The organism is Leptospira licerasiae serovar Varillal str. VAR 010, assembly GCF_000244755.1.
Taxonomy (GTDB): Bacteria; Spirochaetota; Leptospiria; order Leptospirales; family Leptospiraceae; genus Leptospira_B; species Leptospira_B licerasiae.
On sequence record NZ_AHOO02000005.1, the window covers coordinates 1,306,990 to 1,323,190 of the forward strand.

Annotated in this window: 16 protein-coding genes; 6 read left to right on the forward strand and 10 right to left on the reverse strand. The window is 40.4% G+C overall.

Annotated features, from left to right (window positions below; all coding sequences use genetic code 11):
- The first annotated feature begins 6 nt into the window (after positions 1-6).
- Positions 7-1,131, forward strand: a complete 1,125-nt coding sequence (locus tag LEP1GSC185_RS06660; RefSeq protein WP_008593808.1) for a DUF1574 family protein — start codon at positions 7-9, stop codon at positions 1,129-1,131.
- A 94-nt stretch (positions 1,132-1,225) separates the two neighbouring features.
- On the opposite strand, the gene tpx is transcribed toward LEP1GSC185_RS06660, so the two are convergent.
- A complete protein-coding gene (gene tpx, locus LEP1GSC185_RS06665; protein ID WP_008594597.1) occupies positions 1,226-1,741 on the reverse strand; it encodes a thiol peroxidase in 516 nt (171 codons plus the stop codon).
- Between the two features lie 352 nt (positions 1,742-2,093).
- On the opposite strand from tpx, the gene ilvB reads away from it, so the two are divergent.
- From ilvB to LEP1GSC185_RS06680, 3 genes are all read left to right on the forward strand, one after another.
- Positions 2,094-3,821, forward strand: coding sequence for a biosynthetic-type acetolactate synthase large subunit (ilvB, locus tag LEP1GSC185_RS06670; protein ID WP_008595391.1), 1,728 nt, complete (start codon positions 2,094-2,096; stop codon positions 3,819-3,821).
- A gap of 208 nt (positions 3,822-4,029) precedes the next feature.
- On the forward strand, positions 4,030-5,445 hold the full coding sequence (locus tag LEP1GSC185_RS06675) for an anthranilate synthase component I family protein (RefSeq protein ID WP_008593529.1): 1,416 nt from the start codon (positions 4,030-4,032) through the stop codon (positions 5,443-5,445).
- Entirely contained in the window at positions 5,442-6,032 is a 591-nt protein-coding gene (locus LEP1GSC185_RS06680) for an anthranilate synthase component II (RefSeq protein ID WP_008595741.1), read from the forward strand. The genes LEP1GSC185_RS06675 and LEP1GSC185_RS06680 overlap by 4 nt, the downstream gene beginning before the upstream one ends.
- Before the next feature lies 1 nt (position 6,033).
- Here LEP1GSC185_RS06680 and LEP1GSC185_RS06685 read toward each other — a convergent pair whose 3' ends face one another.
- The gene (locus tag LEP1GSC185_RS06685; RefSeq protein ID WP_008593836.1) at positions 6,034-7,737 is read right to left on the reverse strand and encodes a hybrid sensor histidine kinase/response regulator; all 1,704 of its coding nucleotides are present in this window, start codon (positions 7,735-7,737) and stop codon (positions 6,034-6,036) included.
- Between the two features lie 103 nt (positions 7,738-7,840).
- Positions 7,841-8,311 carry an LIC13081 family protein gene (locus LEP1GSC185_RS06690; protein ID WP_008594819.1) on the reverse strand — a complete coding sequence of 157 codons (471 nt, stop codon included), beginning with the start codon at positions 8,309-8,311 and terminating at the stop codon, positions 7,841-7,843.
- A 75-nt stretch (positions 8,312-8,386) separates the two neighbouring features.
- Here LEP1GSC185_RS06690 and LEP1GSC185_RS06695 point away from each other — a divergent pair, with 75 nt between their 5' ends.
- Positions 8,387-9,253: a pirin family protein gene (locus tag LEP1GSC185_RS06695; RefSeq protein WP_008593560.1), complete on the forward strand. Its 867-nt coding sequence runs from the start codon at positions 8,387-8,389 to the stop codon at positions 9,251-9,253.
- A 10-nt stretch (positions 9,254-9,263) separates the two neighbouring features.
- A complete protein-coding gene (locus tag LEP1GSC185_RS06700) occupies positions 9,264-10,502 on the forward strand; it encodes a BaiN/RdsA family NAD(P)/FAD-dependent oxidoreductase (protein ID WP_008593929.1) in 1,239 nt (412 codons plus the stop codon).
- On the opposite strand, the gene LEP1GSC185_RS06705 is transcribed toward LEP1GSC185_RS06700, so the two are convergent.
- From LEP1GSC185_RS06705 to LEP1GSC185_RS06735, 7 genes are all read right to left on the reverse strand, one after another.
- On the reverse strand, positions 10,499-10,840 hold the full coding sequence (locus LEP1GSC185_RS06705; protein WP_008595301.1) for a VOC family protein: 342 nt from the start codon (positions 10,838-10,840) through the stop codon (positions 10,499-10,501). The genes LEP1GSC185_RS06700 and LEP1GSC185_RS06705 overlap by 4 nt on opposite strands.
- Positions 10,837-11,118, reverse strand: a complete 282-nt coding sequence (locus LEP1GSC185_RS06710; protein WP_008595568.1) for a GNAT family N-acetyltransferase — start codon at positions 11,116-11,118, stop codon at positions 10,837-10,839. Before LEP1GSC185_RS06710 ends, LEP1GSC185_RS06705 begins: the two co-directional genes overlap by 4 nt.
- A gap of 64 nt (positions 11,119-11,182) precedes the next feature.
- Positions 11,183-12,571, reverse strand: a complete 1,389-nt coding sequence (locus LEP1GSC185_RS06715; RefSeq protein ID WP_232298489.1) for a sensor histidine kinase — start codon at positions 12,569-12,571, stop codon at positions 11,183-11,185.
- Between the two features lie 292 nt (positions 12,572-12,863).
- Complete coding sequence (locus LEP1GSC185_RS06720) at positions 12,864-13,301, reverse strand: DoxX family protein (protein ID WP_008593766.1); 438 nt, start codon at positions 13,299-13,301, stop codon at positions 12,864-12,866.
- Positions 13,302-13,405: 104 nt separating this feature from the next.
- Positions 13,406-13,855 carry a MarR family winged helix-turn-helix transcriptional regulator gene (locus tag LEP1GSC185_RS06725; protein ID WP_008596046.1) on the reverse strand — a complete coding sequence of 150 codons (450 nt, stop codon included), beginning with the start codon at positions 13,853-13,855 and terminating at the stop codon, positions 13,406-13,408.
- Positions 13,856-13,938: 83 nt separating this feature from the next.
- On the reverse strand, positions 13,939-14,760 hold the full coding sequence (locus LEP1GSC185_RS06730) for an aldo/keto reductase (protein WP_008595046.1): 822 nt from the start codon (positions 14,758-14,760) through the stop codon (positions 13,939-13,941).
- A 61-nt stretch (positions 14,761-14,821) separates the two neighbouring features.
- On the reverse strand, positions 14,822-16,174 hold the full coding sequence (locus tag LEP1GSC185_RS06735; protein ID WP_008594290.1) for a hypothetical protein: 1,353 nt from the start codon (positions 16,172-16,174) through the stop codon (positions 14,822-14,824).
- Between the last annotated feature and the right edge of the window lie 27 nt (positions 16,175-16,201).

Below are 16,201 nucleotides of genomic sequence, written 5' to 3' on the forward strand. Positions count from 1 at the left end.
GATTATATGAAAAAATACCTTATTCAAATCTTCTTTCTTTTGTATTTTTTATTAGATAAGCTTGTACTTATTCCTGAAATAAAATACTTTTTAACTGACTCCTTAAAATCTAATCCATACCAAGAAACCTTAGATGATATAGATCCTAAAGAAGTTGGTATGTTTCCTGTCGAAGGGAAAAAGACTGCTTGGGTATTTGGCTCTTCTCGATCATTGCCTTTTTATCATGTACCAAATCATCTACATACTGAAGTAGACCGATTTACGAGTTTGGAAGAAAAATCTCTAGTTGATTCATTTGAATTTTTTGCGTTCGCAAGTCCTGGATCAAATCCTGCAGTCTTTTTTACTCGATTTACTGAACTGCTGGAAAGAGGGATGTCGCCGGATCTCCTTTTAATTGAAACTTCCGCTTTCGGGTTTAATAAAAATAATAGATATACAAAGTATGCCAAGTTAGAAGCTATTTCGCTTCCTTTCGTTTTGAAACACCTCGATTCGATCCCGAACGAATACATTTATGATATAATTACTACAAGATTATTCGCTACCTTAAGGTATAGAATTTCCAGAAAGGCAATCGAAGACAATCTTTCTGGAAAAGCAAAGGCTGAAGAAGCTATGATTCGTCTTGCAACGATGAATCTAGATAATCAGTTGAGTGATATATTTAGTAGGAAATCAAAAGAAGTTCCTAGAGTTTATTCAGAATCTGAGTTTAAAGATTTTTCTCCGTTAGAAGAGGAATCAGATGAATTAAAGCTGAAAATCGAGATCAGCAAGAAAACAATAGAAAAGGAATTTTATAATTCTTTCAAACAAGATGAATCTATCTGGAAGTTTATGGAAGAGACTCTCAAGAAAGCTAAAGATAGAAAAATTCCAGTCGTACTTTGGATACCTAAGGTCCATCCTGAATTAGAAAAGATTCATAAAAAATATAAACTAGAGATTATCTGGAAAGAAAGATTAAAAAATTTAGCGAATCGCTATGATGCGGTGCTGGTCGATTTTGAATCTGATGAAAAATTAAAATGCGAGAGATTTTCGGATATTAGTCACCTTTCTTCGAGATGTTATACTGAGCTTTCTTCGGTGCTTTTGAAGAAGGGCGCACAACAGTTAAAATGATCTTCGTCTTTTAATGTTTAATACAAGATGTTTAGTATTAATGTAAGCTCATCCAAATTTTTGAAGCTTGAATAAGCTTATGTTTCATATTCGTTTAAACTAATTTTTTAGCGGCTCCAATGGCAGCTTCATAGTTTGGCTCGCTTGCAATCTCCGGAACTAACTCAACGTACTGGACGGTATCGTTCTTATCCAAAACGAAAACGGCTCTTGCAGAAAGTCCTTTTAAACCTCCATCTGCGATGTGAGTCCCATACGCTTTTGAAAAAGAGAAGTCCCTGAATTGAGAGAGCGTGACCAGGTTCGGAGAATCCAATCCTTCCATAGTGCAAAAACGATTCATTGCGAAAGGAAGGTCTCCGGAAACGACTACGGTTACGATCCCATCCAGCTTTGCCGCTCTTTCGTGGAATTTTTTAGTTTCCATTGCACATACGGACGTGTCCAAGCTTGGGACCGAAACCAAGATTTTTACTTTTCCGTTATAATCTTTGAGAGACTTGGTGCTTAAGTCTTTTGCCGTTCCGTTAAAATCCGGAGCCTTTGCACCTACTTCTAATAATTTTCCTTCAAGTTGAACTGGGTTACCTTTAAGAGTGACGCTTGCCATTTTTATTTCCTTGGGATGGGATGATACGTCGTAAGCGGATTTGAGCAACGAAAATCTACTTCACGAGCTTCCTTTTCGGACTCAGGCAAGATAGTAAAAAGTTCTTGCAAATTTTTATAAGTAAATCGTGAATATCTTAAGCGGTTTATCCGTCATTTTCTACGTAATGAATAAATTAGGATTACAGTCTAGCCAAACCCTTTGGGTCGTCCTCTGGATGGTGGTAGTGGTCACGCTACCCTGGTCGGCAATTACGCCCTAAGGTTCTTTCGTAGGCAGCAATCCTCGAAAAGCCCCTCTCGGCGTAAAGCCGAGGGGGGCTTTTTTTATTTCTACACTGTGTGAGGCAAGAATGGAAACGATTACTGAAAAAAACAAGGCCTGGCTTAGAGAAGATAAGGATCCCAAAACCGGAGCCGAATTGATCGTTGCATATTTAAAAAGAAGAAGGATCCATAACGTATATGGGATCCCTGGCGGCGCCAATTTACCGTTATACGATGCACTTCATAATAGCGGAATACGGCATATTCTTGCAAGACATGAACAGGGAGGAGGGTTTATGGCTCAAGGAGAAGCCAGAGTCACTAAAAAACCTGCAGTTTGTTTAGCTTCCTCGGGTCCTGGAGTTACAAATCTGATCACCTCAGTTGCGGATGCAAAATCGGATTCTATACCCTTAGTCGCTATTACTGGCCAAGTGCCTTTATCTCTTATCGGAACCGATGCTTTCCAAGAAATAGATACATACGGATTATCTTTACCTATTACTAAAAAAACCTATTTGGTTCGTTCCGTATCGGAACTTATTCGCGTTTTGCCGGAAGCATTTCAGATCGCAGAAGGACCAAGACCTGGCCCTGTCTGGATTGATGTTCCAAAAGATATACAGTCGGCTTCAATTTCACTTTCTATGTCACAGATAAAATCCATTTGGGATTCTCAGGAAGAAATAAGCCCTCCTAAGATCTTTATCTCTGAAGCTGATAAACTTAGATTCTATTCTTTATTAGAAAATTCTAAAAGACCGGTTTTGTATATAGGAGGAGGAGTTAAGGGTTCCGGCGCAGAAGATCTTATCCAACAATTAGCGGAGTCCCAGGATATTCCCGTAGTGTGCACTTTGATGGGACTGGATTCTTTTTCACAAACGCACGAACTGTCTTTGGGAATGCTAGGAATGCACGGCGCTCCTTATACGAATCGATTATTGTCCGAGTCGGATCTTCTTTTGGCATTCGGGGTTCGTTTCGACGATAGGGCTACTGGAAAATTAGAAACATTCTGTCCTAGTGCAAAAGTGATCCATGTAGACATCGATTATAAGGAAATCGGAAAGTTAAGAAGACCCGATTTCGGTTTTTGTTCGGATTTAAAATACTTTTTAGAGAGTATGGGAGAGTTTCCGAATCGCAAAAGGGAAGAATGGAGATGGCAGATCCGTTCTTACAAAGAACTGTATCCTTTAAATCCGATTTCTACTCCTAAAGGGTTTTCTCCTCAGGATATTATTTTGTCCGTTGCAAATTCCTTAGGTCCGAATACAAGGATCAGCACTGACGTTGGACAACACCAGATGTGGGTTGCTCAATATTATCCATTCCGGAAAAGCGGGACATTTTTGACTTCCGGAGGACTTGGGACCATGGGTTTTGGTTTGCCTGCTGCAATCGGAGCTTCTCTTGCGGATCCGAACTCTAAGATCGTTTGTTTTTCCGGAGACGGATCTATTTTGATGAATATCCAAGAATTGGATACTTTGAGCGAGTTACAATCGGATATTAAAATTATAATATTCGATAATCGGAATCTTGGGCTGGTGCGCCAACAACAGAATTTATTTTACGGAAGTAGGTATAACGGAAGCGCTTATCCTTCTCATTCTAAATTCTCTAAGATCGCCAACGCTTTCGGAGTTTATAGTTTGGATCTGGGGGAAGAGGGAAAAAATTTAGAAGATCTGGAGACTTTTTTAAAGGAGAAGGGGCCTGGACTGGTCGTTGTTCCCATCGATCAGGATCTTCAGGTTTTTCCAATGGTTCCACCCGGAAAAAGTAATTTGGAGATGCTCTTAGGTTGAAAAATTCCGTTTACAGACGGTTTTCTTTTCCATACGGCTCCTTGGTCGAAATTTCGATCGAGGAGTCCGAAACTTCTTTGTTTGCTTTCGTTCTTTCTATCTTTTCTTCTGATTTCTCTTGGTGGCCCTCCCGGGCCTAGTTATACCTACATATTCCTTTTTTATAATGTGTTATCGAGCGATTCGACTCGAAATTAAGGAGGCAATTATGTCCATAGAAATCCAAAATATCAGAAAAGAAGCGTCACGTTTTAAAAGACCAATCGTCCGACCCTTTCCTTTAAAGGAGAATTGTACCCTGGAATATTTCCAAAAGTTAATGGAAGAGACTGAAGTAGCGGTCCTATTCGAAAGTTTGGGACCGGAATCGGATAATTCCAGATACAGTTTTATTTCAGGTTTTCCAAAGAGGGTATTCAGAGCTAAGGAAGATAAATTAGCATGTGACGGAGTAGAGATTGCGAGGGGAAATCCATACAGGCTATTCTCGGAAATTTTTTCGCCTAAAAAATCATTCTTAGAATGTACGGAAGTAGGCGGAGGAGGTCTATACGGTTACCTTTCCTACGAGGCTGCGAACGATATGGAATCGAGCCTTCTTCTGAAAGAACATCCCAAATTTCCTAAGTTCTGTTTTGCTTGGATGGAAGACGGTATCCTCTTAGATAGAAGAACTGGAGAATCCAAATACTTCCATTACGGAACGGATCGATATAATCTGTTCGAAGATATTTATAATAAAAAAACTCCGGATAACGGAAAATTCAAAGCAGTAGATTTAGGTTTTTCTAAAACGAAAGAAGAGCATAGATCTATGGTAGATGAAGTTTTAGAAGAGATCCGTAAAGGAAATACATTCCAGTGCCAAGTAGGATTTAGAAAAACATTTTTAGTCGGGGAGACAAGAACAGCAAAGGATAGAAAAAGAGGGGATTTCGAATTATACAAATCGGTCCGAAAAGTAAATCCTTCTCCTTTTATGTTCTTTATGAGCTTTCCAGGAGAAGTCCATTTAGGAGCAAGTCCGGAACTTTTGTTTAGATTAAAAGACGGACTCGCAGAAAGTTTTCCTTTGGCAGGAACCATCCGAAGAGGAACAAACGAGGAAGAAGATCAAAAGTTAGCGCTTGAGCTACTCTCGGATCCGAAAGAGATCGCAGAGCATAATATGCTTGTGGATCTGCATAGAAATGATCTAGGAAGAGTTTCAAAATTCGGAACGGTAAAGGTGCGAGATTCTTTCGCTCTCAAAAGATTCAGTCATGTGCAACATCTATCTACTGAAGTTTCCGGGATCATCCGTGCGGGTCAGGATATGTTTTCAGGATTAGCTTCTTCTTTTCCAACTGGAACGTTAAGCGGCGCTCCGAAGATAGAATCCATGAAGATCATTCACAGAATAGAAAACGATCCAAGAGGTCCCTATGGAGGAGCAGTAGGAAGATTCGGCTTTGATGGAAATTGTTCCTTCTGTATTCCGATCCGAAGTTATTTTAGAAAGGAAGAAGAGGCAGTGGTCCGTGCCTCCGGAGGGATCGTTATGGATTCGAATCCGGATGCGGAATACCATGAGATAGGTCATAAATTAGGAGCGGTTTTAAAAGCGATGGAGGCAGCTCGATGAAAGTATTATTAGTAGATCATCACGATTCTTTTTCCTATAATCTATTTCAACTTATAGGAGAAATTTTAGAAGAAGAGTTTCCTTACAGATTCCGATTGGATGTGATCCGTCAGAATGAAACCGATGTTTCCAAAATTGTCCAAGAAAAATACGATAGGATCTTGCTTTCTCCCGGCCCAGGAACTCCGGAAGATCCTGAATATTTCGGCTGTTCGATGGAGATCCTAAAAAGACTGGAAGGAGAGGTCCCAATTTTGGGGGTTTGTTTGGGAATGCAGGGGATGGCCCATTTTGCAGGAGCAAACATTATAAAAGCAGAATATCCTATGCACGGAAAAATTTCCGAGATCAAAACGGACGGTAAAGGAGTGTTTCGGGATCTTCCTTCCGATCTGAAAGTGATGAGATATCATTCTCTGGTGGTGGATGATAATTCTCTCGGGATAGAATGGGAAAGGACTGCTTATGCAGGCTCGGAGCTAATGGGAATTCGTAATAAGGAAAAAAGAATGGAAGGAGTTCAATTCCATCCCGAGTCGTTTGCAACCGAAGGTGGACGGAAAATGCTTTCAAATTTCCTAATGTAATTTAGGAAGCAAGTGAGGAAGGGAAATCCTTTAGAAATTCTTGGATTTTTTCTCCCAGATCTTCTATTCGGAAAGGTTTTCCTAAATAATCGTCCATGCCTGCTTCGGCACATGCTTTTCTGTCTTCCGGGCTGTCATGGGCGGTGACTGCTATGATCCAAGGAACCTTTTTCAGGCTAGGTTTCTTCTTTAAGATCCGCGCTGTTTCGAGTCCGCTCAACTCTGGCATTTGTATATCTAAAAGAAGAAGATCCACATCCTTCTCTTCCCAATATGCCAAGGCGTCAATTCCGTTCGAAACGATTGCGCAACTTAATCCTAATTTTTCCAACATCTTTTGGATTAATCGTTGGTTGACTGGATTATCTTCCGCGACAAGGATTTTCAGATCTTGATGTTCCGAGAAATCGAAATTGATCAGACTTTTTGATCTTGCAATTTTGACTTTTTCGGAAATGTCCGCTTTCGGAAGAGTCATTTCTAAAATGAATTTAGAGCCCTGGGCCGACTCGCTTTGTACGGATATATTCCAATCCAATGCTTCGCAGATACGTTTGCAGATAGAAAGTCCAAGTCCTGTTCCACCATACTTTCTAGTAGTAGAAATATCGGTTTGAGAGAATGCTTCGAATAAGGTCGGGATCCTATTTTCTTCAATTCCAATGCCTGTATCTTTTACACTCAAAGTAAGAGTAACGTCAGTTTCGGTTTCTCGTCCTAAATCCAACTCTACGGTAATTCCGCCTTTTTCAGTGAATTTTAGTGCATTAGAAACTAAATTGGAAAGGACTTGTCTTACTCGGATAGAGTCGGATTTTACATCGATACTCTCTCTCGCAGGAGGGAGAATCGTTTTAAATGCTAATCCTTTTTTGAATGCTTTGTCTGACGCTTCTTCAGCATATTTTTCCAGAAGAGAGATCATATCGAATTCTTTAAAACTGAAATGTAATGAACCCGATTCCGCTTTGCTAAAATCGATTACGTCATTGATCAATCGAATGAGATGTTCCGAACTTTCCGTCAATGAATCCAGGTATTCTCTTTGAAGTTCCGGATTTTGCGTTTGCCTTAATAGGTCCACCATTCCTAGGATACCATGCACCGGGGTCCTAAGCTCATGGTTCATATTTATAAAGAATTGTTCTTTGGCTTTTTGTAATTCTAATGCAACAGACTGTAGCTGGATCAGCGCCTGAGATTTAGCATCTAACTCCATAAAGGAAACTACTGAGTTTGCTAATGCTTCGAGCGCCTTTACCTCTGCCTCGGATATCTTTTTCGGTTGGGTATCAATCACACAAAGTGTGCCAAGTACATAACCGTCAGGCGTACGTAACGGAGCGCCTGCATAAAATCTAATATTCGGATCATTTAATACAAGAGGATTTTGTCGGAATCTAGGATCATTTAAAGCGTCCTCAACTACCAACGCCTTATTTTCGGAAACTGCAAATTGGCAAAATGAAATTTGCCTAGGAGTTTCATTTACTTCCAGACCCATTCTGGCCTTGAACCATTGTCTTTCCGAATCTATTAAGGAGATTAAAGCGATAGGTGTCCCACAAATGAGGGAGGCCGCCTTTACGATACCGTCGTATTTTTCCTCGGAAGGCGTATCGAGAATCCTATAACGCTTTAATGCTTGTATCCTTTCTTCTTCATTTTCGGATATGGGAGCTACGCTATAAGGAAGATTTTCCATATTAAAATACGATATTATTTAAGACTAAAAAATAACGGGGTATATTCTCCTTTTCGAAAGCAAAAATACAAGGATTTATCTACCTAGTAAATTATTTTCAAGATTAGTCATGTATCACCTGAAAATTGCGGGCCCCTAAGGTTTTACCCTGAGAAAGGATTTCTTGTAGTTTTCGGATATCTTTCCTAGTGTTTTTGAAAACCTGGGAGAAGATCCAGGATTGGAAAATTTTAGAAAATCCGGATAGTTCCATATGACTTGTAAAAAGGATTTTGGTATCGGTATCGGAGCCTTTCGGGTCCGGATAGAAGGAGAAGGTTTCCGTCCGATCCGAAAATCCGCTTTTGATCCGCAGCACCAGTCTGCTTGGATACTTAGATTCTATTATTTGGTATTGGAACTTATATGTGAAAAACCAAAATTTAGTTTTCACTTGAAATCCGGGAGTACTTTCATTTTTCTTAAAGGAGAGAATATTTTCCGACCAGTCAGGCAAACGTTCGAAATTAGAAACGTAATCGAACGCCCTGCTCAAAGAAATCGGCACAGTAAAAGCAATAGTAGTCGTCGCCATGGAAACTTCTCTCTTTCTTTAAAAAGAATTCCCTTAGGATCCTTTTTCGAGTCCAATGTAATATAGAGAGGAAATATGGGTTTTAGACGAATAACCGGAACAAGAATCGCCGAAAAAACTATCGAAGGTGGGGGATTTCCAGTTCGAAGACCCTTCCCAGTTCCGCAATTTTCTTATTGGGACCCTTTCTTACTTTTGGATGAAATGGGACCTGTAGTTTACGAACCAGGCAAAGCAATCGGTGCCCCCGATCATCCTCACAGAGGTTTCGAGACCGTTACGTATCTTTTATCCGGCGAAATGGAACATAGAGATTCCTGGGGACATGCGGGAAAATTAAAAGAAGGCGGTATCCAGTGGATGACCGCAGGAGCAGGCCTTGTACATTCGGAACTTCCTTCCGCTGATTTTCAATCAAGAGGCGGAAGAATGCACGGATTCCAGATCTGGGTCAATCTCCCAAGGGATAAAAAACTTATTTCCCCGAAATACCAGGAAGTTGATTCCTCCGAAATTCCTGTGGCAGAGAAAGACGGCGTTTGGGCAAAGGTGGTCGCAGGAGAACTTTGGGGAACGAATGCAGTGATCCAGACCCAGACCCCGATTACTTTCTTCCATTTGAAACTTTCCCCGGGTTCCTACGCGGAAGTGCCTGTGCCAAAAGATTATAATATTCTGGTGTATCCATTCGTGGGCGAAGGTACTGTAATCGACACAGACGCTGAGCACGATCTTGTTGAGGGTGAGACAGTATTTTACCAAGGCGGAGAAGGTAGTATAGGCCTTAGAGCTCCCGATAATTTTGCTTGGGAAGTTTTGATCTTAGGGGGACAACCTATCAACGAGCCTGTTGCACGTTATGGCCCTTTTGTCATGAGTACTCCTCAGGAAATACAACAGGCTTTCGAGGATTATTCCGCAGGAAAAATGGGGACGATATAACTCTCCATTCATGGAAGAAGTCCAGACCAAAAAATTAGCGGTGATCGGCGGCGGAGCCGCCGGTTTTTTCGGAGCCATACAAACTAGAATTCTTTCAGAAGGAAGAATATCGGTACAATTATACGAAAAATCTCCCAACGTATTGTCCAAAGTGAAAATTTCAGGAGGAGGAAGATGTAACGTCACTCATTCCTGTTTTGATCCCGAAGAATTATCCAAACGTTATCCGAGAGGAGAGAAGGAGCTTAAAAGAGCATTCGAGATCTTCCAACCGAAAGACACGATCCGGTTTTTCGAATCCAGAGGAGTTAAATTAAAGGCGGAGAACGATGGCAGAATGTTCCCTGTCACCGATAATTCCGAAACAATCATCGATTGTTTATTGGAAGAAGCCAAAAAATCGGGAGTAAAGATCCAAACCAAAATTTCTATATTAGGAATTTATAAAAATGATGATCCGAACGGCAAAAGATTCAGGATACAAACGGAAGACGGAGAAGAATATTTCGATTCCGTTTTGGTAGCAAGCGGATCCTCGCGTAAAGTATGGGGATGGCTGGAAAATATGGGCCATACCATCGAATCTCCTGTCCCCTCGTTATTTACTTTCGAGATCTCGGATCCTTTGCTGGATGGATTTCAAGGGCTTACAGTTTCGGACGTGGAGATCATATTCAAAAATTCTAAACTAAAACAAAGGGGTCCCATTCTTTTTACTCATTGGGGTTTAAGCGGTCCGGCAGTTCTCAAACTTTCTGCCTGGGCTGCTCGTGAGTTATTCGATTCCGATTATAAAGCTGAATTGTTAATCGATTGGGTCCCCAATCATTCCAGGCAGGAATTGAGAGAAATATTTTTAGAAAAGAAGAAGGATAGTCCCTCAAAAAAGCCCGGAAGTCGTTCCGAATTCGACCTTCCGTCCAGATTTTGGGAAAGAGTTTGGGAGAAGTCTTGCGGTCCGGATAAAAGGTGGTCCGAAATCTCCTCCAAAGAATTACACCAAGCGGAAGAGATCTTAAAAAGAACCCTTTTGAAGGTTTCAGGCAAGGGAGTTTTTAAAGATGAATTTGTGACCTGCGGAGGAATTCGCCGCAAGGAAGTGGATTTTTCTAAAATGGAAAGTAGGCTTCATCCAGGGTTGTATTTTGCCGGAGAAGTTTTGGATATAGACGGGATCACAGGCGGATTCAATTTCCAGAATGCCTGGACAACTTCATATATTGCAGCCAAAGCGTTAGCTACAACCTAATTCCAGGGTTCCGGGTAGGAACTAAATCCTACACGATTCCCATCCGGGTCTGTAAAATACTTTGTATAATCCGTTTTTTCCGTAAAAGAATTTCCGAATAAAGAATCTATCTTTTCCCTTTCTTCTTTTTTTTGAGCCGAGAAGATAAGCGCATGAGGAGCCTTGGGCTCATCTTCTTTTTCTATCATGATACGTGTCGTTCCTGCTAAAAACCAGGAAGCTCTAAGCTTGCCGTCTTGGTAAAAATGGTCCTTTTCCAATGATAATCCAGGGATAATCATATAAAACTTTTTTAATGTTTCCGGGTCCCGAGTGGAAATCGCTATATGATGGATCATTCCATGATCACCAGGTCCGAATATTCGGGATGTCTTCTAAGATATGTCTGCACAAAAGAGCAATTCGGGATGATCTTTTTAGTTTCAGCCCTTGCGGTTTTGAGCGCAGCTTCTGCAAGCTGGGAGGCGATCCCTTTTCCCCTAAAATCAGTCGGAACAAAAGTATGATATAGATCCCAAACGTGGGCTCCTATCTCTCTATAAACTAAATGAGCTTCTCTTCCGTCTTGTAGGATCAGGAATTTTTTGCCGGCAACATCGTGTTGGACTGAGTTCATTTTGCCCTCTATAGGTTCGACTCTGATCGGGAAGGTTTAGTGGAACCAAAACAATGGAATTCGATCAAGTTTTAAAAATCAAGCAAACGGAAGTTCCGCCTAAGTTTTTCAGATCCAGTTCCGCCTTAAGTTGATTGCATAAGGAACGAATGATCATTAGACCCAAGGAAGATTCCTGTTCTTGCTTTTTGGAAGAAGTTTGTCCGAACCATTCTTGGATACCGGGCATCCCGACCCCGTCGTCTTTAACGGTGAGATGGACCTTATTTTCTTTTACCTTTAACTGAACGGAAATATTCCCTTTGGCATCGTTCGGAAATGCATGTTTTAGAGAATTTGAGATCAGCTCCGTTACAATCAAGCCACACGGGATTGCCTTCTCCATTGAAAGTCTAACTGGGTCCATATCGGCTTCGAATCCGATCCTATTTCCGGACGGAAAATACGATGTGACTAGATGTCTTAGAAGAGAATCCAAGTAGGTTTTCATATCCACGTTCGCAAATTTGTCCTGTTTGTAGAGATGATCGTGGATCATCGCCATAGCTGTGATCCTGTTTTGTGCCTTTGATAGAATTTCAGAAGTAGTGGACTCGCCGGAATACATATTTTGTAAATTCAGCATTCCGGAAACAATCTGCAGATTATTTTTGACCCTATGATGGATCTCATGAAGAAGTACTTCTTTTTCTCTTAGATTTTCCTCTAAGGTCCTTTCGATCTCTATCCTTGTTGCAATCTCTTTTTCTAAAGTACGTTTAGATCGATATATATGAGCTTTTCTTAATCTAAGGTTCGTAAGATATTCGTGTCTTCTTTGTATGCTTTCCTGCAATCCTCTCATTAGGATTGTCAGAGGAACACATACGATCGTATTGGCGATCAGAAAGTTCAGGCCTACCACGTATAATCTTTCCGGAGCCATAGACCAAGGAAGACTCAGATAAAATTGCGCTCTGGAAGCGATAAAGACTGCTAACATATTCCCCAAAAGCCCAAATAGAGAAGGGGTGAGGCCGAATAAGACTCCTGCGAGTACCGGAAAAGGAAATAACCAGAGTAATCCTCCACCTTCCGGTCCTACGAATATCAGTAGAGAAAGCCCTAAACAATAATTCATAGTTAGGACCAAGGTTGCCTTGATCGAAAATTTTATACTTTTAACCAGTAGGAGAAAATATACCAGCCCTAATGCGAAAGAATCTATCCATAATACTTCCGTTTTGCCTTCCGTCCACGCAAGATACACGCTCGGAAAATACACAATGGTTCCGAGTATAGTCATGCTGAATAGGATTGAAGTTAAGATGAGTTCTCTCCAAAAGGAAAGTCCGGAAGAAACCGGAGATTTTGGAGTTAGATATCCTTGGATCGATTTGAAAATCCGATCGAGGGGACCGGATTTTTTTCCTTTTTCCATAGTTGTTATAAATAGACTATCAGAATCTATCAAAACAATGATACTCTAGTTCGAATAAAAAGCGGAAGGGAATTTTAATTGTTTCTATTTTCATAATGAATTATGTAAGATCCTGTTCTATCTTCTTTAAGTAATAGTCTGAAATAAATTGAATACTAAATACTTGTAATTAGTTTTATGTTTTTTCAGAGATCTGAATCGTTTTTTAAAACAATTTTTCGTCGCAGAAATTGCACGTTATTCGAAAGAGCAGGTCTTTCTTTAGATAAAAAAAAAGAGGTCCGAGGACCTCTCTGAAGTTGGTAGTTAGGTATAATGGTACGTTTTAGTTTTTGGAGATCACACCATCTAGGGAAAGTTTTCCTCCTCCCTTGATCACCAATGCGATGGAGATCGCCACCATCAATAGATGGAATTCGAAACCTTCTCCCTTTTGGCTTCCTGCCCAATTCATAAAGAAGCCGTGTTCTGCATGAGGAAGTATTGCCACTGTCATCGCGACTCCTATTCCTGCTGCGGCTACTCTTGTAAGAAGACCCGAAAGTAACCCGATAGGTCCCAGAAATTCCGCGATGAATAAAAGTATTACTAAGAAACCCGGAAAGCCAGCGCCGGTTAAGTATGCGTAAGTTCCGGAAAATCCGTAACCGCCATACCAGCCTAATACCTTTTGTGCTCCATGCGGGAACATCACAACTGCAAGAGTTATCCTTAAAATTAAGGATGTTATGTCCGAGTCCGTTTTGAGAATTTTCTGAATCATGCTCACCTCCTAAATGATTCCTGTTTATATAGTCTATTAGTTAATAGTTTATTATTAAAGTAATGGGCCGAAAAATCCGAAAAACATAGATCCCTCCTTTCATATTACGCTGATTTGAGTCCGACAGTCTTGCAGATCTGTCCTAAACTTTTGAGTTCTTCGTCGCTGAGGCAGGACATCTTGCCTTTCAGCTGCTCCAAATAATTTGGGAAAGAAGTTCCGATGAGTTCCTTCCCTTTATCGGTAAGATTGACAATGAAATAACGTCTGTCTTCTTCACTTCTGACCCTAACAACTAGACTTCTTTTTTCTAAGTTGTCTACGATCTGTGTAATATTTCCTTCGCAGGAAAATATTTTTTGACCGATCTCTTTTTGGCACATAGGACCTAGATGGTAAAGAGTTTCCAAACATCCGAATTGGCCGCTGGTCAGATTATATTGGTTCAGGAATTTTTCCTCCATCGTGCGAATGGAATCCGCACAACGGCTTAATTTGATGTAGGCATCGAGTACCTTTACATCTCTAGGCTTTCCTTTATAATGAGTGGCCATAATACTTTAAGATTGAACTATTAATGTATAGACATCCTAAAAAGAAAAAAGTCAACAAAAAAAGAAGCTAAACCCAAGTCTATTTACGCTCCGGTAGGATCCCAGCAAGTCCGAAAGTTCTCATTCCAGGTTTCCATTTCTTGCAGGTCGGAATTACTGAGTTTAAAATCGAATACTTGTGAATTCTCCAGGATCCTCTCCTTTTTGACTGATTTAGGTATTACGACTAATCCTTTGTCGATTGCCCAACGAATAAGAAGTTGAGCAGGAGTTTTTCCATATTTGTTAGCAAGAGAAACAAGTTTTGGGTCTGAAATTTTTTGACCGTGGGCGAGGGGACTATATGCTTCCAGAACTATATTATTTTTTGTGCAAGTGTTTAAAAGTTCATTCTGGTTTAAGAATGGATGATACTCCACTTGGTTCACAGTCGGAATAATCTCTGCATACTGGAATAATTCCTGCAAATGTGGGATCGTATAATTGCTTACTCCGATCGCGCGAACCAAACCTTCTTGATAAACTTTTTCCAATTCTTTCCAGGCCTGTTTTCTGGTTCCTGCGACCGGAAAATGAATAAGGTATAAATCGATCGTATCCAACCCTAATGCCTGCAATGATTCATCCAAATACTTGCGTGGATTTTTTTGGTCGCTATTCCATAGTTTCGTGGTGATGAATAATTCTTTTCGAGGGACCCCGCTCTTTTTGATGGCTTCTCCCACATCGGATTCGTTTCCGTAAATTTTAGCGGTATCTATGTGCCTATATCCGAATTCCAGCGCATTCAAGACTGCGTCTATACATTCTTTTCCGGATCTTGTTTTCCAAACTCCCAGTCCGAATACCGGCATCTCTACTCCGTTATTGAGTCGGATGGATTGATTCAAGGCTAAATTTTGCATATGTTTCCTTAGACTCTTTTGTTTTTAGATCGGATCTATTCTTCTTTCGAAATAACGGAGTTTATTTTTTATGGGAAGAAGCTGTCAGATCGGAAAAAGTTAGGGACTCTTCCTTGAGGTTTAAAACGGATTCCAGAATATTCTCCGCGTATACTAGATCGCTATATCCGGGGCCTTTGGGAAGCCAAGATCCCAAGGTTATAATTCCTAAGAGTTCCGCATCTCCTGGGAGTTGTTTGCCGGAAAGATTGACTCCTTGGACATTGTACAAAAGATCCAAAAACGTTCTTTCTTTGGGACCATTAGAGGACTTTAATGCAACACAAAGTATCTGATTGTCCTTTTCCATTCGTATCGTACGTACATTTCTGATGGAGGAGAGAGGGAAACTTCTTTCTTTATATAATAAACTGCTTAAGACAGGTATTCTGGTAGAATAACGAAGTTTCAATTCGATTGAATTTGCGATTACTTCCGTTTTTTTGAATAAAATGAAGACAGTCATAATTGTGACTATTCCCAAAAAGAAAACGGAAAAAGGGATCAAGAAGATTAGAAAGACCGGATTTTCAAAATTTCCAACGAAAGAGTTTGCGACCGTAAACCATGCCCCATAAAATAACGCTGGGACCAAGATCGTGATAAACGATTTTCCTAGGGATTTTGGTTCTATGATCTCTATCTTTGTTCCTTGGTCTTTCGATTCCGTTTTAACCCATGGAGAAGGTTCTATTTTTTTAGGATCTTGTTTATGAGGTATATCCTTTGAGTCAGGATTTGTTAGCCTTAGTTCCGATTTGTCCAAAATGGGAAGAGGAAGCCTTGTTTTAAAAAATTCTAATCCTTCTTTGAGAGAATTCCCGTCTCTAAAAGTTTCTAGTAAAATACAACTTCCGTCTCTGTATACCAAGTATAAGTCCCAGTATTTCCAAGTGCTGTTTGTATTAATACTAGTTCCGGAAGAATTGGGTCTTTCCATTCTGAATAATATCATGTAAGATATGAATTCGGAAAGAGGAAGCTCCACATCCGACTTACCGGTTTCTCTCAAAGAAAGTAGAGAAGTATTTGTCTGGATCTCAATCGTTTTTACTATATGAGATGCCTTTCTGTAATTTCTCATCGTGATAATAAAAATCGTAACGAGCGAAACACAGAAAAAGAATCCGAATCCCGGAAGGATCTTATCTTCTGCAGTTAGGAATATCACTCCGAAAAAAAAGGAGGCTATACTTCCGAATACGCCAAATGCCAAAATCCCAATAACGAATATGCATCCGCTTGAATAGGGATTTTTAATTTCCTTACGAATACTATCCGATCCGGAGATCCAAGAGTCCAAACTCATAACAAAAAGTCCTGAGAATAGAGAGGACTCTAGGAAAATCAATTTTAAAACGAATCCTTCTTGCATTTTGATTCGGATCGGATTCTTTGTTCG